General features: G+C 60.6%; 27 protein-coding genes. 15 read left to right on the forward strand and 12 right to left on the reverse strand.

Features of this window, described 5'->3' with window-relative positions:
* Window positions 1-113: 113 nt before the first annotated feature.
* From KUW67_RS01290 to ureG, 4 genes are read left to right on the forward strand one after another with little or no spacing between them, the layout of a single operon-like run.
* Entirely contained in the window at window positions 114-317 is a 204-nt protein-coding gene (locus tag KUW67_RS01290) for a DUF1127 domain-containing protein (protein ID WP_224823457.1), read from the forward strand.
* 10 nt (window positions 318-327) lie between these two features.
* The gene (locus tag KUW67_RS01295) at window positions 328-780 is read left to right on the forward strand and encodes an urease accessory protein UreE (protein WP_224823458.1); all 453 of its coding nucleotides are present in this window, start codon (window positions 328-330) and stop codon (window positions 778-780) included.
* Window positions 770-1,390 (forward strand): urease accessory protein UreF, encoded by a 621-nt coding sequence (locus KUW67_RS01300; protein ID WP_224823459.1) that lies wholly within the window; start codon window positions 770-772, stop codon window positions 1,388-1,390. Before KUW67_RS01295 ends, KUW67_RS01300 begins: the two co-directional genes overlap by 11 nt.
* Window positions 1,387-2,004, forward strand: a complete 618-nt coding sequence (gene ureG, locus KUW67_RS01305) for an urease accessory protein UreG (RefSeq protein ID WP_224823460.1) — start codon at window positions 1,387-1,389, stop codon at window positions 2,002-2,004. The genes KUW67_RS01300 and ureG overlap by 4 nt, the downstream gene beginning before the upstream one ends.
* Here ureG and KUW67_RS01310 read toward each other — a convergent pair whose 3' ends face one another.
* The gene (locus KUW67_RS01310; RefSeq protein WP_224823461.1) at window positions 2,005-2,958 is read right to left on the reverse strand and encodes a phosphoadenosine phosphosulfate reductase; all 954 of its coding nucleotides are present in this window, start codon (window positions 2,956-2,958) and stop codon (window positions 2,005-2,007) included. It abuts the gene before it with no gap.
* A gap of 197 nt (window positions 2,959-3,155) precedes the next feature.
* Here KUW67_RS01310 and KUW67_RS01315 point away from each other — a divergent pair, with 197 nt between their 5' ends.
* From KUW67_RS01315 to KUW67_RS01350, 8 genes are all read left to right on the forward strand, one after another.
* The gene (locus KUW67_RS01315) at window positions 3,156-4,067 is read left to right on the forward strand and encodes a MoxR family ATPase (RefSeq protein WP_224823462.1); all 912 of its coding nucleotides are present in this window, start codon (window positions 3,156-3,158) and stop codon (window positions 4,065-4,067) included.
* 52 nt (window positions 4,068-4,119) lie between these two features.
* Window positions 4,120-5,376, forward strand: coding sequence for a VWA domain-containing protein (locus KUW67_RS01320; RefSeq protein WP_224823463.1), 1,257 nt, complete (start codon window positions 4,120-4,122; stop codon window positions 5,374-5,376).
* Window positions 5,377-6,330 carry an XdhC family protein gene (locus KUW67_RS01325; RefSeq protein ID WP_224823464.1) on the forward strand — a complete coding sequence of 318 codons (954 nt, stop codon included), beginning with the start codon at window positions 5,377-5,379 and terminating at the stop codon, window positions 6,328-6,330. It begins immediately after the preceding gene.
* A complete protein-coding gene (locus KUW67_RS01330) occupies window positions 6,327-7,319 on the forward strand; it encodes a molybdopterin-binding protein (protein WP_224823465.1) in 993 nt (330 codons plus the stop codon). The genes KUW67_RS01325 and KUW67_RS01330 overlap by 4 nt, the downstream gene beginning before the upstream one ends.
* Window positions 7,320-7,468: 149 nt before the next feature.
* Entirely contained in the window at window positions 7,469-7,954 is a 486-nt protein-coding gene (locus tag KUW67_RS01335; RefSeq protein WP_224823466.1) for a (2Fe-2S)-binding protein, read from the forward strand.
* A gap of 65 nt (window positions 7,955-8,019) precedes the next feature.
* A complete protein-coding gene (locus KUW67_RS01340; protein ID WP_224823467.1) occupies window positions 8,020-10,383 on the forward strand; it encodes a xanthine dehydrogenase family protein molybdopterin-binding subunit in 2,364 nt (787 codons plus the stop codon).
* A gap of 98 nt (window positions 10,384-10,481) precedes the next feature.
* Window positions 10,482-11,270 carry a xanthine dehydrogenase family protein subunit M gene (locus KUW67_RS01345; RefSeq protein WP_224823468.1) on the forward strand — a complete coding sequence of 263 codons (789 nt, stop codon included), beginning with the start codon at window positions 10,482-10,484 and terminating at the stop codon, window positions 11,268-11,270.
* Between the two features lie 27 nt (window positions 11,271-11,297).
* Window positions 11,298-11,741: a hypothetical protein gene (locus tag KUW67_RS01350; RefSeq protein ID WP_224823469.1), complete on the forward strand. Its 444-nt coding sequence runs from the start codon at window positions 11,298-11,300 to the stop codon at window positions 11,739-11,741.
* 46 nt (window positions 11,742-11,787) lie between these two features.
* Here KUW67_RS01350 and infC read toward each other — a convergent pair whose 3' ends face one another.
* The gene (gene infC / locus KUW67_RS01355) at window positions 11,788-12,303 is read right to left on the reverse strand and encodes a translation initiation factor IF-3 (RefSeq protein ID WP_370634860.1); all 516 of its coding nucleotides are present in this window, start codon (window positions 12,301-12,303) and stop codon (window positions 11,788-11,790) included.
* A 217-nt stretch (window positions 12,304-12,520) separates the two neighbouring features.
* On the opposite strand from infC, the gene KUW67_RS01360 reads away from it, so the two are divergent.
* The gene (locus KUW67_RS01360) at window positions 12,521-13,366 is read left to right on the forward strand and encodes a translation initiation factor 3 (protein WP_224823470.1); all 846 of its coding nucleotides are present in this window, start codon (window positions 12,521-12,523) and stop codon (window positions 13,364-13,366) included.
* Between the two features lie 97 nt (window positions 13,367-13,463).
* Here the strand turns inward: KUW67_RS01360 and KUW67_RS01365 are convergent, their stop codons facing one another.
* The 6 genes from KUW67_RS01365 to cysG all read right to left on the reverse strand — a co-directional run bounded on the left by KUW67_RS01365 (window position 13,464) and on the right by cysG (window position 18,854).
* A complete protein-coding gene (locus KUW67_RS01365) occupies window positions 13,464-14,282 on the reverse strand; it encodes a ferredoxin--NADP reductase (RefSeq protein ID WP_224823471.1) in 819 nt (272 codons plus the stop codon).
* A 70-nt stretch (window positions 14,283-14,352) separates the two neighbouring features.
* Window positions 14,353-14,760, reverse strand: a complete 408-nt coding sequence (locus KUW67_RS01370) for a DUF934 domain-containing protein (protein WP_224823472.1) — start codon at window positions 14,758-14,760, stop codon at window positions 14,353-14,355.
* Between the two features lie 11 nt (window positions 14,761-14,771).
* Window positions 14,772-15,497 carry a phosphoadenylyl-sulfate reductase gene (locus tag KUW67_RS01375; protein ID WP_224823473.1) on the reverse strand — a complete coding sequence of 242 codons (726 nt, stop codon included), beginning with the start codon at window positions 15,495-15,497 and terminating at the stop codon, window positions 14,772-14,774.
* Window positions 15,487-17,157, reverse strand: a complete 1,671-nt coding sequence (locus KUW67_RS01380) for a nitrite/sulfite reductase (protein WP_224823474.1) — start codon at window positions 17,155-17,157, stop codon at window positions 15,487-15,489. The genes KUW67_RS01375 and KUW67_RS01380 overlap by 11 nt, the downstream gene beginning before the upstream one ends.
* A 3-nt stretch (window positions 17,158-17,160) precedes the next feature.
* A complete protein-coding gene (locus KUW67_RS01385) occupies window positions 17,161-17,457 on the reverse strand; it encodes a DUF2849 domain-containing protein (RefSeq protein ID WP_224823475.1) in 297 nt (98 codons plus the stop codon).
* Window positions 17,457-18,854, reverse strand: a complete 1,398-nt coding sequence (gene cysG / locus KUW67_RS01390; RefSeq protein WP_224823476.1) for a siroheme synthase CysG — start codon at window positions 18,852-18,854, stop codon at window positions 17,457-17,459. The genes KUW67_RS01385 and cysG overlap by 1 nt, the downstream gene beginning before the upstream one ends.
* Before the next feature lie 135 nt (window positions 18,855-18,989).
* Here cysG and KUW67_RS01395 point away from each other — a divergent pair, with 135 nt between their 5' ends.
* Window positions 18,990-19,451, forward strand: a complete 462-nt coding sequence (locus KUW67_RS01395; protein ID WP_224823477.1) for an Lrp/AsnC family transcriptional regulator — start codon at window positions 18,990-18,992, stop codon at window positions 19,449-19,451.
* Here the strand turns inward: KUW67_RS01395 and KUW67_RS01400 are convergent.
* From KUW67_RS01400 to KUW67_RS01415, 4 genes are all read right to left on the reverse strand, one after another.
* On the reverse strand, window positions 19,448-20,572 hold the full coding sequence (locus tag KUW67_RS01400) for a cytochrome P450 (protein ID WP_370634861.1): 1,125 nt from the start codon (window positions 20,570-20,572) through the stop codon (window positions 19,448-19,450). The genes KUW67_RS01395 and KUW67_RS01400 overlap by 4 nt on opposite strands.
* A 35-nt stretch (window positions 20,573-20,607) precedes the next feature.
* On the reverse strand, window positions 20,608-21,351 hold the full coding sequence (tpiA, locus tag KUW67_RS01405; protein WP_224823478.1) for a triose-phosphate isomerase: 744 nt from the start codon (window positions 21,349-21,351) through the stop codon (window positions 20,608-20,610).
* Window positions 21,352-21,452: 101 nt separating this feature from the next.
* Complete coding sequence (locus KUW67_RS01410; protein WP_224823479.1) at window positions 21,453-21,815, reverse strand: iron-sulfur cluster assembly accessory protein; 363 nt, start codon at window positions 21,813-21,815, stop codon at window positions 21,453-21,455.
* 59 nt (window positions 21,816-21,874) lie between these two features.
* Window positions 21,875-22,237, reverse strand: a complete 363-nt coding sequence (locus KUW67_RS01415) for an SUF system Fe-S cluster assembly protein (protein ID WP_224823480.1) — start codon at window positions 22,235-22,237, stop codon at window positions 21,875-21,877.
* A 151-nt stretch (window positions 22,238-22,388) separates the two neighbouring features.
* Between KUW67_RS01415 and tgt the strand changes: the two genes are divergently transcribed.
* Window positions 22,389-23,519, forward strand: a complete 1,131-nt coding sequence (tgt, locus tag KUW67_RS01420) for a tRNA guanosine(34) transglycosylase Tgt (RefSeq protein ID WP_224823481.1) — start codon at window positions 22,389-22,391, stop codon at window positions 23,517-23,519.
* Window positions 23,520-23,797 lie beyond the last annotated feature (278 nt).

The raw sequence follows: 23,797 nt of genomic DNA on the forward strand, positions 1-23,797 counted from the left end.
TTTACTTAAATCCTTAACCAATCTTCACTACCTTAGAGCCCATGGGAGGAAACCCAGACTGACAGGCCCCGAAAGGGACAGCGAGGTTTCCGATGGCACGACACGATTTTTCAATGCAGTTTTCCCCGCGCAATCCTGCGCGACTTCTCGACAGTTATCTGGCCGAGATCGGGATGGGCTTCAATTCCTATCCGGATCGGCAGCGGCGCTTGCAGGATATCGCGACGCTGGACGCGCTGAGCGATGCGCAACTGGCAGAATACGGCATTTCCCGCGTCGATATTCCGGCGTTTGTCTATCGCGATCTGCTTGGCTAGGAGTGGCGGCATGAGCGTGCCGCGCGCCAGCGCGGTGCGTCGCCATGTGCACCACCCGGATGATATTGTCGGGCTGGATTATGATACGCGTCTGCTGCGCCGCAAGCGGCTGACAAGCGCGTCTGGCGAGGATTTTATGGTCGATCTGGCAGAGGTCACCCATCTGGATCATCTCGATGCGTTTGTGCTGGAGGATGGTCGCACCATTGGTGTGATCGCGGCCCCCGAAGCGCTGATCCGCATCGAAGGGGATTTGCCGCGTCTGGCCTGGCATATCGGCAATCGCCACACGCCGTGTCAGGTCCATGCCGATCACTTATTGATCCGGTCTGACCATGTTCTGCGCGCTATGTTGGAACAACTCGGCGCGACCCTGACAGAGATCGAAGGGCCCTTCAGCCCCGAAGGTGGCGCTTACGGTCATGGGCGCACGTTTGGGCATGAGCATAGCCATGAGCACTGATCTTCTGACGCTCACCCAATGGCTGTCGCCAGCGTTTCCGCTGGGCAGTTTCGCCTATTCGCATGGGCTGGAACAAACAATGGCGCAAGGGCGCGTTCAGAGTGCCGCGGAGTTGCAGATTTGGCTGGAAGAAACGCTGCGCTTTGGGGCCGGCTGGATGGACGCGGTGCTGCTTTGTCAGGCGATGGCGGGGGCGGATGTGGCTGATATGGCCCGCGCGCTGGCCGCCAGCAAAGAGCGGTGGGAGGAGACTTTTGCCCAAGGCACGGCTTTCGCCGAGACGCTGAAGTCCATGGGCCACAGCGTCCGACCTGCGGCACTACCGGTCGCGGTGGGTGAAGCCGCGCGTATGCTGAGCCTTGCGCCGGCAGATGTCGCGCAGCTTTATCTGCATGCTTTTGCCTCCAACCTTGTGTCGGTCTCGGTGCGTTTTGTTCCGCTGGGGCAGTCAGAAGGCCAAGCGGTTCTGGCAGCCCTTCACCCGGTCATTGCAGAGGTCGCGCAGCGGGCCACGGACACGCCGCTTGACGTCATAGGCGCGGGCGTTTTGATGGGGGATATCGCAGCCATGGCCCATGAAACACTGGATGTGAGGCTATTTCGGACATGAAAGACATCTCAAGCAATGGCCCTTTGCGCGTAGGCATCGGCGGCCCTGTCGGCGCAGGCAAGACGACGCTGACAGAGCAGCTATGCCGCGCGTTGACGGCCGAGTACTCCGTCGCCGTCATCACCAACGATATCTACACGCGTGAGGATGCGGACTATCTGACCCGCGCGCAGGTTCTGCCATCCGAGCGTATTCGCGGCGTGGAGACCGGGGGCTGCCCGCATACCGCGATCCGGGAGGATGCCTCTATCAACCTCGCGGCGGTGGCCGATCTGCGCAATGGCTTCCCTGATCTCGACGTGATTCTGATTGAAAGTGGGGGGGATAATCTGGCCGCGACGTTCTCACCCGAACTGGCCGACCTGACGCTTTACGTCATTGATACTGCGGCGGGTCAGGACATTCCGCGCAAGCGGGGGCCGGGGGTGACGCGGTCAGATCTGCTGGTGATCAACAAAACCGATTTGGCGCCTTATGTCGGCGTCGATGAGGCGCTTTTGGAAAGCGATGCGACCAGCGCGCGTGGAGTACGGCCTTTCGTTATGGCAGCACTCAAAAGCGGCAAAGGCGTGGATCAGGTTGTGGCGTTCCTGAAAGAGGCTGGCGGTCTGTAATTACTCTGCAGGCTCAAGCGAAGGCAGTGTCACGCCCGCGGCCTGCAAATCCTGCAAGCGTCTGCGGAAGCGCGCCCCGGCGCCCCGCTGCACGAAGTTGCGGCAGACCAGCGCTTCGCGGAATGGCCGGTCTTCGTCCTGCAGATGCCCCATCAGACGGCGCATATAGCGGGCAAACTCGCGGCGCTTGCGCAGGATCTGCGACAGAATCGTAGGGGTCAACTGGCCCAAGGCCGCGTGTTCCAGGATCGGCTCAAGGCAGCCCATGATGCGCAGTTCAGCTTCAAGGTCGCGGACCATCAGGCGGGTGCGGTGGTGATGTACATAGGGCGCGTCGAAAAGGGTGGCGTGCATCGCATCAAACGCCTCCATCGCTTCGTGGATGATAAAAACATCGCCCGCGCCTTCGGTCATGTCCGGCGCGTAGCCATAGCGGCTGGTGAAATCCGTGCGGCGCATCTTGGGAAAGCGTGTGTCCCAGCCGGCCTTGTCGGTGGCCAGCGTCGCCTGCGGCTGCAATGCGACTACGGTCGCCCCGGGGGAGACGACGGAATAAGCCGCCGCTGCATACCCGCCCATGCCCGCGCCATAGAACACCACGCGGTCGAAATCCTCGAAAAAGCCGTCATCGACGAGGCGGTCGAAATAGCCATAGACGGCAGGGTCACGAAACCATGTGTCGCCGTCCGAGATCAGCGCCAGATGCGACCAGCCGTTCGCCTCGGCTGTGGCCCATCCTGCGGGCGCGCAATCAGCATCGCGGCGGCAGATGTTTTGCTGACTGTCAAAGCTCACAATCAAGGTGGGCGACTGGTCGATGAAGGCCGCCGAATGGCGCGCGCCGATAGGTTGGAAATAACCCAGATCTTCGGCCAGCTCGTCCAGCGCATCCAGCCAGTCCTGACCTTTCAGCCCCGCAAGCGCCTTGGCAAATTCTTCTTCTGTCACAGTCATCGGGGCCCCATCAGGTATCTTGGCGCAGTGTAGTCTGGCCTTGGATGGCAGTGCAATGGGGCAAGAATGCGCTGTGTTCATGCTCATATGATGCGATTGTTTCGCGTGCTGCGCGGGTCTGTTTCTCAAACCGTGCCGATGGCCGATGGTTGACGCGCGCTCTGCGGCGGCTAGCATCGCTGAGAGGGAGGATTGAAATGACCAGCCAGATCAACACGATCGACGAGGTGCAATCCCTCCTGAGCGCGCAAAACTACGTCTGCGGGCGTGCGCTTGCGACGGTGGTGTTCTTGTCCTTGCGTCTGGGACGGCCGCTTTTTCTGGAAGGTGAGGCGGGTGTCGGCAAGACCGAGATCGCCAAAGCCATTGCTGCCGCTTTGGGGCGCCGGCTGATCCGGTTGCAATGCTATGAGGGGCTGGATGCGTCCTCTGCGGTTTATGAGTGGAACTTTGCCGCCCAGATGGTCGCGATCCGCGCCGCGGAAGCAGGCGGCGGGGCCGACAGCAAAGCGCTTCAAACGCAGCTCTTCTCGGACGACTATTTGATTGAGCGGCCTTTGCTGGAGGCGATGCGCCCCGATCCTGCAGGCCCGCCTGTGTTGCTGATCGACGAACTGGACCGCACGGATGAGCCGTTTGAGGCGTTCCTGCTCGAAGCCCTCTCTGACTTTCAGGTGACGATCCCCGAGCTTGGCACCATCAAGGCGCCCGAGCCGCCCATCGTCATACTGACCTCCAATCGGACCCGCGAAGTGCATGATGCGCTCAAACGGCGCTGCCTCTATCACTGGGTCGATTACCCCGATCTGGAGCGCGAGATGGACATACTCGAGGCCCGCGCGCCCGAGGCGTCCCAAGCGCTGTCGCGCGAGGTGGTGGCCTTTGTGCAAAAGCTCCGCACTGAAGATCTGTTCAAAAAACCCGGCGTGGCGGAAACCATCGATTGGGCGAAATGCCTGCTGGCGCTCGACGTCATTAACCTCTCGCCGGAGGTCATCGCAGATACGCTGGGTGCGATCCTGAAGTATCAGGATGACATCCAGAAGCTGCAAGGCTCCGAGGCGAAACGGATACTGGACGAGGTGAAGGCAGAGTTGGCACCAGCGTGATGCTTCTTTTGTCTCCAAATACCTTATCCCAAAACCGGCCAAAGGCGCGCCGATGGTAGCACTTCCCGACCTCGAACTCCCCGAAAACCCCAAGCTCACGCGCAACATCACCCACTTCGCGCGGGCGCTCAGGCAGGCGGGTTTACCGATTGGGCCAGGGGCCACGCTTAACGCGATCAACGCTGTGAAGGCCGCAGGCTTCACCGAACGCGCGGATTTCTATTGGACGCTGCATGCCTGTTTTGTCACGCGCCCCGAACATCGCGCCACGTTCCGACAGCTGTTCCGACTTTACTGGCGCGACCCGCGCTATCTTGAACATATGATGTCCTACATGATCCCGGCGACCCGCGGCGTCGCGGAAGAGCGCCGCGCCAAGGCGGCCGAGAAGCGCGCGGCGGAGGCGTTGCTGGACGGGGTGGAGCGGGATCTCCCCGAGATCGAGAAAGACGATGGCGAAACCCAGATCGAGATTGACGCTTCGCGCACGATGTCGTCGCAGGAACGGCTGAAAAGCCTTGATTTCGAACAGATGAGCACAGCCGAGATGGCCGAGGCCAAGCGGATGCTCGCGCGTCTGACGCTGCCGATCAAACCTTTGCCGAGCCGCCGCACGCAGGTGTCCCCGATTGGGGCACAGATCGACGCGCGGCGCACCTTGCGCGCGGCGATGCGGCAGGGGGGCGAGACCCACAAGCTGGTTCTGAAAACGCCTCGTACCCGGTGGCCGAACCTTGTGGCGCTGTGCGATATCTCAGGCTCCATGAGCCAGTATTCCCGCGCTGTGTTGCATTTTCTGCACGCGGTGGCCAACCAGCAGGGGGCGGGCTGGGCAAAGGTCCATGCCTTCACCTTCGGCACGCGGCTGACCAACATCACGCGCCATCTGGGCACCCGCGATGTGGACGCGGCCCTTGCTGCCGCCGGCGCTGAGGCACAAGATTGGGAAGGCGGCACGCGCATCGGGGCATGCCTGACCGAGTTCAACCGCGACTGGTCGCGGCGGGTTCTGGGATCAGGGGCCATCGTTTTGCTGATTACCGATGGTCTGGACCGGGACGATCCCGACGATCTGGCCCGCGCGATGGAGCGCTTGCATCTGAGCGCGCGCAAGGTGATCTGGCTGAACCCGCTTTTGCGTTGGGATGGCTTTGCCCCCAAGGCGCGCGGCATTGCCGAGATGTTGCCAAGGGTGGACAGCTTTCGCGCCGGTCATAACATCGCGTCGCTCGAAGCTCTTGCCGATGCGCTCTCGCGCCCTGATGATAGGGGTGAAAAGGCGCGCCTGATGGCCTTGTTGGAGGACTAGATGGACCGGATACCCGAGATTGCCCTCGAGTGGCACCGCGCCGGAAAAGGCGCGGCCTTGGCCACTGTTGTGCGCACTTGGGGCAGTGCCCCGCGCCGGGTGGGCAGCCAGTTGGTGATCTCAGGTGCAGGGGAGATTGAAGGCTCCGTCTCTGGCGGCTGCGTCGAAGGCGCAGTGATCGTGGAGGCGATTGATGCGCTGGAGGACGGCGCGCCCAAGCTGCTGACCTTCGGGGTCTCTGATGATGAAGCCTTCGCCGTTGGACTGGCCTGTGGTGGCGAAATCGCGGTGCTGGTCGAGCCGGTCGGCAAGGCCATGCCGGAGGACATGCTGGCCGATCTGGTCGCTGCCCGCGCGGCGCGTCAGCCGATTGCCTATCACGTGAATACCGCAAGCTGGGCGCGCAGTTTAAGCACGGATAACTCGGATGACCGCTTCCGCATGGACCGCTCTGGCTTTGAGGAAGACACCTTTATTGCCATTAACAATCCGCCCTTGCGCATGGCAGTGATCGGGGCCGTTCACATTACCCAGCCCTTGGTGCAGATGGCGCGCATGGCGGGCTATGATCCGTTCATAATCGACCCGCGCGAGATATTCGGCTCCGAGGCGCGTTTCCCCGGCGAGATGCTGAGCAACGAGTGGCCGGATGAGGCGCTGACGGCTTGGGGCATTGATGCGCGCACGGCGGTTGTGACCTTGTCCCATGATCCCAAAATCGACGATCCCGCGCTGCATGTCGCTCTGAAATCCGACGCTTTCTATATCGGCGCGCTGGGCTCGACCCGGACCCATGCCAAACGGTTGGCGCGGCTGACCGAAGCGGGGTTCAGCGATGCGGATATCGCGCGCATCCACGCGCCCGTTGGCCTTGATATCGGTGCGGCCAGCCCGGCGGAAATCGCGATTGCGACGCTGGCCCAGATCACAGGCGTCCTGCGGGGGCGCGCGTGAAATTCGGCCCCGTTCCCGTCGCGCAGGCGCAAGGCGCAATCCTTGCCCATTCGCTGCGATTGCAAAGCGGGGTGCTGAAAAAGGGCAGGGTGCTGGAGGCAGGCGATCTTGCCAAGATCACCGCCGAAGGTGTGGCCGAGATCATCGTCGCGCAGCTTGCGCCGACGGATGTGGAAGAAAACGCCGCCGCCGCGCGTCTGGCTGCGTCCATCGCACCGGACCCAAAGGCCGCTTATCTGCGGGTCGCCGATCCGTTCACCGGGCGTGTGAACCTTTACGCCCAATCCGCCGGGATCATGGTGATCGACACGGATGCGGTGCACGCCCTGAACAGGGTGAACCCGCTTATCACGCTGGCCACGCCGCGCCCTTACACCCGCGTTGCTGCGGGTGCGCTGGTGGGGACGGTCAAGATCATCTCATATGCTGTGCCCGAGCATGATTTGAACAGGGCCTGCGAAGCCGCCACCACCGCCCTGCGCCTGCAGCCTGCGACGCTGCCGGATGCCACGCTGATCCTGACCGATCTGCCGGGTGCGCCTGACAATGCCAAAGGGGAAGCGGCCGTGGCCAGCCGCCTTGATGCGCTGGGCGTCACCCTTGCCGAGACACTGCGCGTCCCGCATGCCACGAAAGCTGTCTCTGAAGCGATAGAGCGCGCAAACGGTGCGTTGATCCTGATCCTGACGGCCTCTGCCACGTCTGACCCTGCCGATGTCGCACCTTTGGGTCTGACTGCGGCAGGCGGCGCGCTGGTACATTTCGGCATGCCCGTGGACCCCGGAAACCTGCTTTTTCTCGGTGATTACAAATCCCGCCCGGTGATCGGCTTGCCCGGTTGCGCGCGCTCGCCTGCGCTCAACGGGGCCGATTGGGTGATGGAGCGTGTTCTGTGCGGTATTCCAGTCACCTCGGATGACATTGCAGCGATGGGAGTAGGTGGCCTTCTTAAGGAAATCAAGACACGGCCCCAGCCCCGCGAAGGCTAGGTCTTCTTTTGTCCAAAAATACCTGAAAGCGCCTCAACCGGCCAAAAGTTGCGACAGGCTGTCCCGATCCGGAACATTCGCAAAAGAATTGTTCTCAAAACGAAAAACCCGTGCTTAACTCTCCTCAAGAATGAAAAGGGAGGAATTTCATGACACAGGTCTCAATGACCGTGAACGGGAAAGCTGTCAGTGGCGAGGTCGAAGGTCGTACGCTTCTGTCGGGTTTCTTGCGCGACAGCCTGAACCTGACAGGCACCCATGTGGGCTGTGACACCAGCCAATGTGGCGCTTGCGTGGTCCATGTCGATGGCGTGGCCGTGAAGGCCTGCACGATGCTGGCAGGCGAAGCTGAAGGTACCGAGGTCACGACAATTGAAGGTATGGCGAACCCTGATGGCTCGCTGTCGACGATCCAGCAGGCGTTTCAGGACCACCACGGGCTGCAATGCGGCTTCTGCACGCCGGGCATGGTGATGTCGGCGGCAGCGCTGCTGCAAGACAATCCCAACCCGTCTGAGACGGAGATCCGCGAATATCTGGAAGGCAATATCTGCCGGTGCACAGGCTATCATAACATCGTCAAAGCGATCATGGCCGCCGCCGGACAAGACGTCAGCAAAATTGCTGCGGAGTAAGACTTCTGACTATGGCGTAGGGGTATCCTCTCCGCGCCTGACCCACCTTTAAGGGAGGTAGAAACATGCCCAAAGACGGAGGCATTGGCGCCAGCTCAAAGCGGCGCGAGGACGTGCGGTTTCTGACCGGACGCGGACGCTACACAGACGACATCAACATCAACAATCAGACCTATGTGCATTTCCTGCGCTCGGATGTGGCCCATGCGACGATCAAGGGGATTGATACCGCTGCGGCTTCGGAAATGCCCGGTGTGGTGCGGATTTTCACAGGGGCCGATTTTGAAGGCATCGGCAGTATTCCTTGCGGTTGGCAGGTCACCGACCGCCACGGTGAGCCGATGCAGGAACCCGCGCACCCCGTGCTGGCCCAAGGTAAGGTGCGCCATGTGGGCGACCCGATCTGCGCCGTGGTGGCCGACACGCTGGAACAGGCCCGCGATGCCGCAGAGGCGATTGAGCTTGATCTGGAAGAGCTGCCCGCCGTTGTGGATATGAAGGCCGCCGTTCAGGATGGCGCCACCAAGGTGCATGACGATCTGACCAGCAATCTTTGCTACGATTGGGGTTTTGTTGAGGAAAACCGTGAGGCCGTGGATGAGGCGATCAAATCCGCTGCCCATGTCACCACGCTGGAACTGGTCAACAACCGCCTTGTCGCCAACCCGATGGAGCCGCGTGTGGCGGTGGGCGACTGGAACGCAGGCACAGACGACTACACGCTCTACACCACAAGCCAGAACCCCCATGTGATCCGGCTGCTGATGGGCGCGTTTGTGCTGGGCATTCCTGAGCATAAGCTGCGTGTGGTTGCCCCCGATGTGGGCGGCGGCTTTGGCACCAAGATCTTCCACTACGCGGAAGAGGCGTTCTGCACCTTTGCGGCCAAGCAGGTCGGGCGTCCGGTCAAATGGACCTCGTCACGTTCGGAAGCGTTCATGTCAGACGCCCATGGGCGCGATCACGTGACCAAGATCGAACTGGCGATGGATGCGGACAATAACTTCACAGCCCTGCGGACAGAGACCTATGCGAATATGGGCGCGTATCTCTCCACCTTTGCGCCGTCCATTCCGACATGGCTGCACGGCACGCTGATGGCGGGCAACTACAAGACGCCGCTCATCTATGTGAACGTAAAGGCCGTGTTTACCAACACGGTGCCGGTGGATGCCTATCGTGGCGCTGGACGGCCAGAAGCAACGTTCCAGTTGGAGCGTGTGGTCGACAAAGCCGCACGCGAGTTGGGCGTTGATCCGATTGAGTTGCGTCGTCAGAACTTTATCACGGAGTTCCCCTATGCCACCCCTGTGGCGGTGGAGTATGACACCGGTGATTATAACGCCACGATGGACAAGCTGGCCGAGATTGGCGATCTTTCCGGGTTCGAGGCGCGATTGGCTGAGTCCAAGAAACGCGGCAAGCTGCGCGGTCTGGGCGTGAACTGCTATATCGAGGCTTGCGGGATTGCCCCGTCGAACCTTGTCGGGCAGTTGGGCGCGCGGGCTGGCTTGTATGAAAGTGCCACCGTGCGGGTGAACGCAACCGGCTCGATTTCCGTGATGACCGGCAGCCACAGCCACGGGCAGGGGCATGAGACCGCCTTTCCGCAAGTGATTGCCGAGATGATCGGGATTGATGAAAGCCAGGTCGAGATTGTCCATGGCGACACGGCGACCTCCCCGATGGGGATGGGGACCTATGGGTCTCGTTCGTTGGCCGTCGGTGGCTCTGCCATGGTCCGCGCCGCCGAGAAGGTGATTAACAAGGCCAAGAAGATCGCCTCGCACCTGCTGGAAGCGTCCGAAGCCGATATCGAGTTGAAGGACGGCCAGTTCACCGTTGCGGGCACGGATAAATCCGTGGCCTGGGGCGATGTGACCTTGGCGGCCTATGTGCCTCACAACTACCCGCTTGAGGAAATCGAGCCGGGGTTAGAGGAAACGGCCTTCTATGATCCCAACAACTTCACCTACCCCTCGGGCGCCTATTGCTGCGAGGTCGAGGTCGATCCCGAGACCGGCAAGGTCACGATTGAGTCCTTCGCGGCAGCTGATGATTTCGGCAATATCGTGAACCCGATGATCGTGTCAGGTCAGGTTCATGGCGGGATCGCCCAAGGGGTTGGGCAGGCTTTGCTGGAGAACTGTTCTTATGACGAGAACGGTCAGATCCTGTCGGCCAGCTATATGGATTACGCCATGCCGCGCGCCGATGATGTGCCGTTCTATTCGGTGGATCACTCCTGCCAAACACCTTGCACGCATAACCCGCTGGGCGTGAAGGGCTGCGGCGAGGCTGGGGCGATTGGATCGCCGCCCTCGGTGGTGAATGCGGTCGTCGATGCACTGCAACGCGCGGGCCATGATGTGACCCATATCGATATGCCGCTGACGCCGGGCAAGGTCTGGGCGGCGATGAACGGATAACCTTTTCGGCGGCGGTCCTGATGGGCTGCCGCCGGATTGAGGTATTTAGAGACAAAAGAAGACAGGGGCATTGCCCAAGATCTTCAGGAGGACGAAAGATGTATGCATTCGAGTTTGAACGGCCCACGACGGTGGAGGATGCGGTCAAGGCGCTGGCATCGGAAGACGCGCAGGCGCTGGGCGGGGGGCAGACGTTGATCCCGACGCTGAAACAGCGGCTGGCGGCACCTGAGACGCTGGTGAGCCTTGGCGGCATTGCCGAGATGAAAGGCGTCTGTATCGGCGACAGTGGCGAGGTGTGTATTGGCGGCGCGACCACCCATGCGACCGTTTCGGGAGAGGCGGGGGATTATCCGGCGCTGGCGGAGCTGGCGTCGCATATCGGCGACCCGGCTGTCCGCAATCGCGGGACCATTGGTGGATCGCTGGCCAATAACGATCCCTCGGCCTGCTATCCGGCGGCGGCGCTTGGGTCGAACGCTACGATCATCACCAACAAGCGTGACATCGCGGCGGATGAATATTTTCAGGGCATGTTCACGACGGCGCTGGAAGAGGGTGAGATTATCACCGAAGTGCGTTTCCCGGTGCCGGAAAAGGCCAACTACCAGAAATTCGTGCAACCGGCCTCGCGCTTTGCGTTGGTGGGCGTTTTCGTTGCGAAATACAGCGATGGGGTGCGGGTGGCTGTGACGGGCGCCTCAGAAGAGGGCGTGCATCGCTGGTCGGAGGCGGAAGAGGCGCTTTCGGCGGATTTCAGCGCAGACGCGATTTCCGGGCTGAGCGTGCCTGCGGACGGTCTGATCGGCGATTTGCACGGCACGCCAGAATACCGTGCGCATCTGGTCAAAGTGCTCACGGGCCGTGCGGTCACCGCAGCTGCGTAATCAGTGCCTTTAAAGAAACGACACCGCGTGGGCCTAGCCTTCGCGGTGTTGCTTGTTGCGGGGGGCGTTCTGTCGGCGCTCCTGGCCTCGGACCGCCGCATCGAAGAACGTCAGCATGCGCGGCTTCAAGCCACGCAAAGCGGTCCGTTGACACCCTTTCAATCGGATGGATGCAGTGGCGGGTTAAGCGAGGTCTGGAGCGCCTTGCCGCGCGAGTTACGCGCGGACCCGCTGCCGTTTGAGGCCTGTTGCGTGACCCATGACCGCGCCTATCACGCAGGCGGAGGCGAAGCGCTACCGCGTGGCGGCTACATGGCGCGGCTCGCAGCTGACCGCGCCCTGCAGGCCTGTGTGGCACAAAGCGGCGGGCGGGCCTTGGCGGACGGGATGTTTCAAGCCGTGCGTTTGGGCGGAATGCCCTGCAGCGGGTTGGCGTGGCGCTGGGGCTATGGCAGGCCTGCCTGCAAATAAAAAGCCCCTCGAAAGGGGCTTTAAGATCACGCTGTAACAGATTGATTTATTTGGAGATCGGCCCGATCATCATGACCATCTGACGGCCTTCCATCTTGGGCATGTTCTCGACCTTGCCGGCCTCTTTGGTGTCCTCGGCCACACGTTCCAGCAATTCGCGGCCCAGATTCTGGTGCGCCATCTCACGGCCCCGGAAGCGCAGTGTCACTTTCACCTTGTCGCCGTTCTCGAGGAACTTGAACACATTGCGCATCTTGACGTCATAGTCATGCGTGTCTGTGTTCGGGCGGAACTTGACCTCTTTGACCTCGATGGTCTTTTGCTTCTTGCGGGCTTCGCTTTCGCGCTTTTGCTGTTCGTACTTGAACTTGCCGAAATCCATGATCTTGCAGACAGGCGGGTTGGCATTGGGCGAGATTTCGACCAGATCAAGCCCAGCCTCATCGGCCAGAACCATCGCGCGTGCAGGCGTCACGACATCCAGGTTTTCACCTTCCGCGCCGATAAGACGAATTTCAGGGGCCTTGATGTGTTCGTTAACACGGGGGCCGGTATTGCGCACCGGAGGTGCGTTATGGGGTCTGCGGGCTATGGCTCAGCTTCCTTCAATGGTGATAAATTCGAGTTGCCAATCTAGCCCCTGTCGGGCGCGCTTTCAACCGCTAAAGGATGCGCAAAAGGGTGCCGCGTCGCAGAATTTCCCCTTTAAGGTGGCAGGTATGAGTGCCATATGATCAGCCATGGGGGGCAAAAAGGCCCCGTAAGAGTGAGGAATTACCATGCGAAGTCTTTTTCTGATTATTGCGGCGGTCGCCGTGGCTGCGGTGGGCTACTTTGTCTACACGGGCGGCACGGCTGAGGACGTCGTGGAGGGCGCTCAGGAAACGGCAACCGAAGCGACTGACACGGCAAGCGAAGCTGCTGATGCCGCAACCGACGCGACAAGCGACGCAGCCGACGCTGCAACAAACGCCGTTGAACAGGCCACCGAAGCTGCAACAGAAGCGGCATCTGATGCTGTGACTGCCGTGGAAGAAGCTGTCGAGGGGGCCACAGAGGCTGCGACCGACGCTGTGAACAGCGCCGTCGAGGCAGTTGAGGGCGCCGTCGATCAGGTCACAGGCGCTGCCGAGGAAACGGCAACGGACGCGGCTGAGGCCACTGAAGAGGCTGCGACTGACGCTGTTGAGGCGACCGAGGGCGCTGCAACCGAAGCTGCGGACGCCACTGAAGAGGCTGCGACTGAAGCGACTGAGACGGCAACCGACGCTGTTGAAGCCACCGAAGACGCAGCAACGAACGCGGCAGAGGCAGCAACAGAGACCGCAAACGATGCGGCTGAAGCGACTGAAGATGCCGTGACCGACGCTACCGAAGAGGCGAGCGACGCAGCTACTGCAACGCAAAACGCTGCAACGGAAACCACCGAAGAGGCTGCGGGCAACATGTCTGAACTGCTGACTGTTGATGGCTTCGATTTCGACCAAGTCTCCGAGATGATCGACAATTCCGAGATTGGCGAGATGCAGAAATCCATGCTGAAGACAGCTGTGGATCAGGCACGGGACAATCCCGATGTGCTGCAAGGTGTTCTGGACCAGATCAAGGCGGCATTGGGCGAGTAAGCCTTTCAAAGCCTGACTAAAATGAAACGCCGCGCGAGAGACCCTCGCGCGGCGTTTTCTGTTTCATCTTTGCTTAAATACTCAACAAGTACGAGCCTTAGCCAACAAACGCTTTCTCGACCACGTAGTGACCCGGCTCGGAGTTGGCGCCTTCTTCAAGGCCGTATTCCTCGAAGATCGCTTTCAGATCGGTGTTCAAGCCGATTGAGCCGCAGACCATTGCGCGGTCGTTCTCGACGCTGAAATCGTCAATCCCGAGGTCCTTGAACAGCGTCCCGTCTTTGATCAGGTTGGTGATGCGGCCCATTTTCGGGCTCTCCTCGCGGGTCGTTGTGGGGTAGTAGCGCAGCTTCTGCTGTGCGTCTTCACCCACCAGCGGGTCGTCCTTGGTCAGCGCGATCAGTTCCTCGCCATATTTCAGCTCGGCCACGTCTCGGCAGGTGTGGGTCAGGATGACCTCGTCGAATTTCTCATACGTCTCCGGCTCGCGCAGGAGCGACGCGAAAGGCGCAATACCTGTGCCGGTCGCGAAAAACCAGATGCGCTTGCCGGGCAGCAGGGCGTCATGGACGAGCGTGCCCACGGGTTTGGGCCGCAGGATCACCTGGTCGCCGGGCTGGATGTGCTGGAGCTTGGAGGTCAGCGGACCGTCCTGCACCTTGATCGAATAAAAGCCGAGTGTTTCATCCCATGCGGGCGATGCGATGGAATAGGCGCGCAGCAAGGGGCGGCCGTTGTCGCCCATCAGGCCCAGCATCACAAACTCGCCCGAGCGAAAGCGCAGGCTTGCAGGGCGGGTCACGCGAAAGGAAAAGAGCCGGTCGGTGTAATGCGTCACCTCGGTTACGGTTTGCGCGTCGGGAAGGGTCGGTTGTTTGACAGGGGATGCTTCGGTCACGGTCACTTGCTCGTTCATGATAAATGTCCAGCGAAGTTGACACTTCGCGCCTTTTCATTAGCCAAATTTAAGAGGGTCGGGAAGGGGATTACGCGCCGCGCAGCCGCGACTGATAGTCATGGGCCTGCCAATCGGCGCGGGCCAGCCATTGGGGTTCGGGCTGTCGCGCGGCGAGGTCGTCGTCAATCTCGACCTCGTCAAAGCCTGCGCGGCGCGCCATGGCGTACTGGTCGGCCAGCACATGGCCCTTGGCGCGCAGGCGGCCCTTGTAGCCCATCAAGCGAAACTGGCGGGCCAGCGTGAAGCCGCGCCCATCGGCGAAACTGGGAAAGTCGATGCGGATCATGTCGAGACCGGTCAGGCGGTTGGCCAGTGCATGGGGGTCTGCGTCGGATGGCACGTCCAGTGCGGCCACGTCATTGGCGCAATCGGGGGACGCAAAACCACCCGTCCAGTTGTCTTCGCTGAAGCCAGTATCGGTTACGATGATGCTCATTTGAAACTCCTTTATGCGGCGGGACGGCGGACTATCTTGCCGTCCACGATATGAATGCCGCATTCCTCTTTTTCCGTGTTGCGCCAACGGCCTGAGCGGGGGTCTTCACCTTTGCGGACGGGCGAAGTGCAAGGCGCGCAGCCGATGGAGGGGTAGCCTTGAGCGACCAGCGGATGGCGCGGCAGGCGATTGTTGATGATGTAGTCCTGCACGTCCTCGGGCGTCCAATGAGCCAGTGGATTGACCTTAATGCGGGCTGGGCCATCAGCCTCAAAGAACTCGAGGCTCGCGCGCGACCCGGCTTGAAAGCGTTTACGCCCAGTGATCCAGCCATCGAAGGGTAGTAACGCCTTTTCCAGCGGCGCGGTTTTGCGCAGGGCGCAGCAAGCGTCGGGGTTGGACTGGTGGAGTGTTCCGTTGGGGTCCTGCGCGGCGATGTCAGCGGCGCGGATGGTCCGCACGTCTTGCAAGCCCAGATGGGTGGCGACGTCTGTCTGGTAAGCCAGCGTTTCGGGAAATAGCATTTCGGTGTCGATAAAGAGAACCGGCAGGCGTGGGTTTACGACCGACACCATATGCAACAGCACCACCGATTCCGCCCCGAAGGACGAGACCAGCGTCAACTGACCCGCTTTCGGATTGGTAATCGCACCCGACAGCACATCAATCCCCGCGTTATGGCGATAGTAGCCATTCAGCGCCGCGATCCGGGCGTGGATCGGCAGGTTATGCGGCATCTTGCTTGGCCTGTTCGGGATAAAGCACGGCCTTGAAGGGTGCGGCTCCGAGGCGACGGTAGGCCTGAAGGAATGTCTCGTCTGCACTGTCGCGTAGGTCGAGATAGCCCAGAACGAGGCGTTCTATGGCCGGAATAATCTCGTCCGCCGAGAAGCCGGGGCCAGCCCGTTCGCCGATGGCCGCATCTTCAGAGCCGTCGCCGCCCAGCGTGATCTGGTAGTTTTCTACGCCTGCACGGTCGAGACCAAGGATTCCGATATGGCCCACATGGTGATGCCCGCACGCGTTGATGCAGCCCGAGATCTTTATCTTGAGCGGGCCGATGTCGTGCTCAAGTTTCAACTCGTCAAAGCGTTCCGCAATCTCTTGCGCGATAGGGATCGAACGCGCCGTGGCCAGCGCGCAGTAATCCATGCCGGGGCAGGCGATGATGTCGCTGACAAGCCCGATATTGGCCGTAGCGAGGCCTGCCTCGCGAAGTTTTGCATAGATCGCTGGCAGGTCGGATTTGTGGACATGGGGCAGGATCACGTTCTGCTCATGGCTGATGCGCAGCTCGTCATGGGCGTAGGTTTCGGCAAGGTCCGCCATGACGCGCATCTGGTCGGCGGTGGCATCGCCGGGCGTTGCGCCATGGGCTTTGAGCGAGATTGAGACGATGGCATAGCCGTCGGCCTTGTGGGCGCTGAGGTTGGTGTCGGACCAGCTTGCGAAGGCAGGGTTGGTGAGGCGTGCGGCCTCATACCCCTTGGTATTGCCGGTCTTGAACGCGGGCGGTGCGAAGGAGGCCTCCAGCTTGCTCAGCAGCTTCTGATCGAAGCCTGCGAACTGGGCTTTGATCGCGGTGAAACGGTCCTCAACCAAAGCGCGAATACGCTCGATTCCGTTTTCATGAACGGTGATCTTGATGCGGGCTTTGTACTTGTTATCGCGGCGGCCCAGCAGGTTATAGACGCTGACGATGGCCTCGACATAGGGCAGCAGATCGGCCTTGGGCAGGAACGGCGCGATGACCTTGCCGATCATGGGCGTGCGGCCCAGACCGCCACCGACGATGACTTCGAAGCCGGGCTCACCGGCATCATTACGCACCATGCGCAGGCCGATATCGTGAGCTTTGGTGACGGCGCGGTCAACGGGCGATCCGCTGACGGCGATCTTGAACTTGCGCGGCAGGAACTGGAATTCCGGGTGGTCGGTGGACCACTGACGCAGCAGCTCGGCCACGGGGCGGGGATCTTCGACCTCATCTGCCGCGGCCCCTGCGAAATGGTCGGCAGTCACGTTGCGGATCGTGTTGCCGGAGGTCTGGATGGCATGCAGGCCAACCTCGGCCAGCGCGTCCAGTATGTCGGGCACGTCTTGCAGCTTGGGCCAGTTATACTGGATGTTCTGGCGCGTGGTGAAATGGCCGTAGCCCTTGTCCCACCGCTCTGCGATCTCTGCCAGCTTGCGCATTTGGGCGCCGTTCAGGGTGCCGTAAGGGATCGCGACACGCAGCATATAAGCGTGCAGTTGCAGGTAGAGGCCGTTCATCAGGCGCAGCGGCTTGAACTCATCCTCGGTTAGCGAGCCGTCGATGCGGCGTGCGACCTGCGCGCGGAACTGGGCGTTGCGTTCAGCTAAGAACGCGGTGTCAAAGTCATTGTAATGATACATGATTTATAGCTCCGCCTGTTTGCCGTGGCTGTAGTTCGAAGGCCCGCGCATGCGGAACGCCTCGCGGAAATGGGTGGGCCTGGGGCCCGCGTCTGTGGGTTCGACCTCGGCCAGATAGGCGCCGACAACGACATCACGCTGCTGCGTCGCCTCTAACAGGCGCAGGTCGGCATGGGCCTCGTCTTCAAGCACTTCGGCTTGGGCAAGATCGCGAGTCCAGCCTGTGGGGGTCTGGTAGATCACATCGCCCTCCAGCAGGTGGTTGGCGGTGACGACTTTCGGGGTGAAGGCGCGGGGCATTATGCGAATTCCTTCTCTTGGATCTCTTGCAGGGCGGTCATGGCGGCGCGCGGGGCGAGGCCGTAGAGGGTCAGCGCGGGGCCGATGAGGGACGCGTCCGATAGCGCCTCCGCCATCTCGGCCAGTGTGGTCGCGACGATGCGCTGATCGGGGCGAGAGGCGTTTTCGACGAACGTGACGGGGGTGGCAGGATCTGCACCGTGCATCATCAGGCGGCCCTGAATGAACCGGGCAGAGCGTTTGCCCATATAGATCGCCGCAACCTCGCCTTGTGCGGCCAGCGTGCGCCAATCGTGATCGGCAAAGCCCTTCATGTCATGTCCTGTCAGCAGCTGGACTGAGGCGTTGCGCTGGCGCTTGGTGAGAGACTGGCCGATGCCCGCAACAGCAGCCGAGGCGGCTGTGATGCCGGGGATGATACGCCAAGTGACGTCAGCGGCTTCGCAGGCCTCAATCTCTTCATCGAGCCGTCCGAACACGGTTGGATCACCTGCTTTCAGGCGCACCACATGGGCGCCCGATTGGGCATGTTCGACGATAAGTGCGTTGATATCGTTCTGTGCCATGGCTTTGCCAAAACCTTCTTTCCCCGCGTCGATGACCAGCGCTTCACGGCGCGCGAGTTCAAGGATTTCGGGGGTGACGAGGCGGTCATGGATGACGACATCGGCGGCATCCAGCGCTTTGCGCGCTTTCAGTGTCAGCAAGTCCGGATCACCTGGGCCTGCGCCGACCAGATCGACGGCGCCTTCTTTCTCAGGCGCGGAAAGATGCGTGGTAAGCAGATTGTCCAAAGCCTCTGGAACAGCCTCTATCCCATTTTCATCAATGATTTGAGGGCCGGTCTTAAAGTAATATTCCGACCAGAAGTCGCGGCGTGCGCGCCCCATGGGCAATGCTTCAACAACGTTGCGAAAGGCTTTGCCGATCCGAGCGAGTGGCCCCAGTGTGGCGGGCAGGCGTTCCTCCAGATCGCGTTTGATGGCGCGGGCCAGAACCGGTGCGGCCCCTTCAGTGCCGATGGCCACAGTGACCGGGTCGCGGTCCACGATGGCAGGGGTGATGAACTGGCTGTCGGCGAGATTGTCTACAATATTGACCCGCGCGCCATCGCGGTGGGCAAGGGCGGCCACGCGTGCATCTTCTGCCTCGTCCTCGTTTGCCGCGTAAAAGAGCACAGCACACATCGCATCGCCTGGCTCCATCGCGCGGGGGTGCAAGGTCAACTTGCCCTCCTGCGCCCATTGCTGGATCAGCGGCAGCGCATCCGTCGCAAAAACAGAGATTTTCGCCTCGGTCTTCAACAGCAGGCGCAGCTTGGCGACAGCTGCATCCCCGCCGCCCGATACGACGATGCGGCGGCCTTCGACGGCGATGAACACGGGGAAATGTTTCATAGGGATGCGATCCTTTGTTGGTCTTAAAGTAGGACAATTTCCTAACTAATGGCAGTATGCGCTTGCAGATAAGGAAATATGTTCTCATAAACCGCAGCGATAGAACGCCAGTTTCCCACTTGAGGATCAAATAGAATGTCTGTTCGTCTAGATGACATGGATCGAAAAATCCTGACCGAGCTGCAAACCGATGCATCGCAGTCGCTTGATGAAATTGCCCGTAAAGTGGGCTCTTCAAAGACGCCTGTCTGGAACAGGATTCGCAAATTGCGCGAGGGGGGCGTGATCGGGGCGCAGACAGTGCGGCTTGATCCAGAAGCGCTTGGATTTGAGGCGTGTTTCTTCGTCCTGATCCGCACGTCCGAGCATGAGGCAGAGTGGCAGCGCGCGTTTTTGCAAGCTTTGCAAGAGCGCCCGGAGGTGCAGGAAGCGCATCGGTTGGCAGGGGATATCGACTACATTCTGAAGGTTCGTGTGAAAAATGCACGGGCCTATGACGCGTTCTATCAGGCGCTGATTTCAGAAGTGCGCGTCTATAATGTGACGGCGCTGCTTTCGATGGAAGAGATTAAATCGACAACGGCTTTACCGCTTTAGATCTGCACCATGAGGCGCTCGAGCCCATGAAAATGGTAGATATTTGCGTATTTTGGCGACGCCGCCAGACGGAGTTTAGGACACCGTTCAAAGAGCACGCGAAGGCCTATGAGCAACTCTAGCCGTGCCAGCGGCGCACCGACACAAAAATGGATCCCGCCGCCGAAAGCCGTGTGCCGTTTGGCCTGCCGCTGGGCGAGAAAGCGATCGGGGTCGGGGTAGACAGCCGCATCGCGATTAGCACTTCCCAAGAGACATGCGACTTGGTCACCGCGCGTTAGCTTAGCGCCGAAAAACTCCATATCTTCATAGACATAGCGCGTAAACATGTGGAGCGGCGGGTCAAAGCGCAGCACCTCTTCAACGCAGGTTTCGGTGATCTTTTGGGGTCCGGTTTCAAGCAGAGTTTTCACGCCATTGCCTATCGTGTGCACCGTCGCCTCATGACCCGCGTTCAGCAGTAATATACAGGTCGAGATCAACGCCGCATCGCTGAGCTTTGCGTCACCCTCTTCGGCGGCGATTAGATGGCTGATCAGGTCATCGCCGGGGGCGCGGCGCTTGCGCGTGACCTCGTCCCGGATGAAGGCTGCAAACTCGGTAGAGGCGGTGGCGGCGGCGTCCTCGATCGCGCGGCTGCGGGTGGCCTGATACATGGCGACCATCGCATTGGACCAGCGTAAAAGCTGGTCCCCCATGGCGTCCTCGACACCTAAAAGCCGGGTGATAACGGTCACGGGGAGAGGCTTGGCGTAAGCCTCCAGAAGATCGAAGGGGGCGTTGGGGAATTGGTCGATAAGCTGGTGGCACAGTACTTCAATGTCACCTGCCAAACCTTTGATTTTACGCGAGGTGAAGCCGTGCAAGACCAGTTTACGCAGCTCGGTATGGCGCGGCGGTTCAAGCTCCAACATTGAGTGGGCTTCGATGTCGTAAAAGGGCTGCGTGTGCCCTGCGATGGGGGGTGCCAGCTCCGGTGGACACTCGCGGCCCATTTTCGGATGCCGCAAGGCAGCTTCCACCGCTCGTTGGCTAGCGGCGCAGGCCATGCCATATTCTGACCAATAGACCATGTCGCCCAAGGCGCGACACTCCGCGTAGAACGGATAGGGGTTCTGCACGAACCCCGGTTCTGTTGGCGATTGGAAGACCGGTTTCAGGAGGCGTCCAGCGCTGTGATGATGGGCGAAAATGCCTCGGCCGTCAGGCTCGCGCCGCCCACCAATGCGCCGTCCACATTCGAGACGGCAAAAATCTCGGCCGCGTTAGAGCCTTTGACAGAGCCACCATAGAGAAGGCGCACGGAGCGGCCCACGCCTTCGCCAAAGCGCGCTTCCAGTTTGGTGCGGATGAAGTCATGCACCTCGCCGATCTGGTCCGTTGAGGGGACAAGCCCGGTGCCGATGGCCCAAACGGGTTCATAGGCGACGACCATGTTGGTGCCGTTCGCCGCATCCGGGATCGAGCCTGCCAGCTGACCCGAAATGATGTCGAGCGTATTGGCCGCCTCGCGCTCGGCCAGGGTTTCGCCAACGCAGATGACGGCGATCAGCCCCGCATCCAGCGCGGCGCGGGCCTTGGCGCGCGCATCATCGTCGGTTTCGCCATGATCGGTGCGCCGCTCGGAATGGCCCAGGATCACATGGGTTGCCCCCGCATCTATCAGCATGTCAGCGGAGATATCCCCGGTATGCGCCCCGGTGGTGGCGGCGTGACAGTCTTGCCCGCCCACGGCGATTTTGGTCGTGCGCGCGGACATCCGAGCCAGCAAGGAAGCAGGGGGGCAGATCAGAATATCGACGTCAGCGTCGTTATGGGCCGCTTCAAGTGCATCAATCTGATCCAGATCAGATGTGCGCCCGTTCATTTTCCAATTTCCTGCTGCCAGTTTGCGCCGCATATCTGCCTCCTGTTGAGCTTCAACAAGGGATTACAGATGCAGCATCGCACTGCAAGTTACAGGTTTCGAATTTGAAGAAATAGTCGCGTCGCAGCCGGCGATTACTTGGTCGTCAAAGCATCGTCGAATTTGATCGACTCGCCGCAGCCGCAGGCCTCTGTCACGTTGGGATTGCGGAACTTGAAGCCTGCTTCCAGCAGGCTGACCTCGTAGTCGATCTCGGTGCCGAAGAGGAACATCTGTGCCATAGGCGCGATCATCACGCGCGCGCCGTCTTTCTGGACAATCTCGTCCAGCGGATCGACTTCGGTGACATAGTCCATCGTGTACTCCATCCCCGCGCAGCCGCCTTTCTTGACGCCAATGCGCAAGCCCTGATGGCCATCTTTTTCCATCAGTTTCGCGATTTGAGCCGCCGCGCGATCCGTGATCATCACGGCTTCTTTTCCAGGGATTGAGAACATCACAAAAGTCCTTTTGCTGACCCAAATCTAGGCGCGGCGACGGTGCCACGCAAGGGCGCTTACATAAAGCCAAGCTCTAATTTGGCCTCATCTGACATCATGTCCATGCCCCACATCGGCTCCCAGACCAGTTCGACATTGACATGTTTGACGCCGTCCAGCGGCTCAATCGCATCGGCAACCCAGCCGGGCATTTCGCCTGCCACGGGGCATCCCGGAGCTGTGAGCGTCATCAAGACATTCACTTCGTTTTCGGCATTGATATCAATTGTGTAAACGAGGCCGAGATCGAAGATATTGACCGGAATTTCGGGGTCATAAACGCTCCGACACGCCTCCACCACAGCTTCGTGGAGCGGGTGATCGGTCGTGGAGGGTTTGATCAGCGGTGTGCCCTCAAGGGCCGGGCTTGCATCAGTCATCTGCACGCTTTCCTGACGATTTTGATTAGATATAGGGGCTGGGGGCCGTCCCGTAAACCCGAACCCATTGCGATATTGTGCTTTGCGCAGACCGCTTTGGTTGTCAACGCCCCTGCGCAGGGCTAAGGCAGGGCGATCTGACGGAGCCGCTATGACACAGCCCTTTTCCTTTTCGCTCAACGCAACGGATGGCAAAGCTCGCACTGGCGTGATCTCGACCCCGCGTGGCGAGGTGCGCACGCCTGCATTCATGCCCGTCGGCACCGCTGCGACCGTCAAGGCCATGTTGCCCGAGAATGTACGTGCGACGGGCGCAGATATTTTGCTGGGCAACACGTATCACTTGATGCTGCGCCCTACGGCCGAGCGGATCGCGGCGTTAGGTGGCTTGCATAAGTTCATGAACTGGGAGCGTCCGATCCTGACGGATTCGGGCGGCTTTCAGGTGATGAGCCTGGCCGATCTGCGCAAGCTGACCGAGAAGGGCGTGACGTTCAAATCTCATATCGATGGCTCCAAACACGAATTGACGCCGGAACGCTCGATGGAGATTCAGCGGCTGCTGGGCAGTGACATCGTCATGTGTTTTGACGAATGTCCCGCACTGCCCGCGGACCGGGCGCGCATTGCGGACAGCATGCGCTTGTCGATGCGGTGGGCCGAACGGTCGCGCGATGCGTTCGGGGATCGGCCGGGCCATGCCTTGTTCGGTATCCAGCAAGGCGGGCTTGAGCAGGACTTCCGCGCGGAAAGCGCCGAGGCTTTGAAAGAGATCGGGTTTGAAGGCTATGCGGTTGGTGGTTTGGCCGTGGGCGAGGGGCAAGAGGCGATGTTTGGCTGTCTCGACTACGCGCCGGATATGCTGCCTGTCGACAAGCCGCGTTATCTGATGGGCGTGGGAAAGCCCGATGATATCGTCGGCGCCGTTAAGCGTGGCATCGACATGATGGATTGCGTCTTACCCTCCCGGTCGGGGCGTAACGGGCAGGCTTTCACCCGGCGCGGCGTCGTCAATATCAAGAACGCCCGCCATGCCGATGACCCACGCCCGCTGGACGAGGCCTGCACATGCCCGGCCTGCCGACAGTATTCGCGCGCCTATTTGCACCATGTTTATCGGTCGAACGAGATCATCGCGTCGATGCTGCTGACCTGGCATAACCTGCATTACTATCAGGAGTTGATGCAGGATATGCGCGACGCGATTGCCGCGGGGGATTTCGAGGGATTCGAGAAAGAGTTTCACGAGACCCGTGCACAAGGCGATATCGAGCCGATTTAGCGCAGAGTGCACAGACCCCGTCCCGGACGTGATCCGGGGACCTTATAGGCTGAGGTCCCGCTGAGGCCCCGGATCACGTCCGGGGCGTGCAAGGCGTCTTCCTGACCGCGGGCCTTTTTCCTTCAAATCGTGATAATTCGTGCCTTGTGCCGCCTTTGGCATCCTCTATGCTTTCCAGCAATTCCGCCGGCGGGATTGAAAGGGCGGGCTCTGCGCCCCACCTTAACCCTCCATGACAGGAGAAGGTCTATGGTTGCCGCAAACGGGACCCGCACCTT

This window comes from Cognatishimia sp. MH4019 (assembly GCF_020177595.1).
In the GTDB taxonomy this organism is placed as follows: Bacteria; Pseudomonadota; Alphaproteobacteria; order Rhodobacterales; family Rhodobacteraceae; genus JAHTBL01.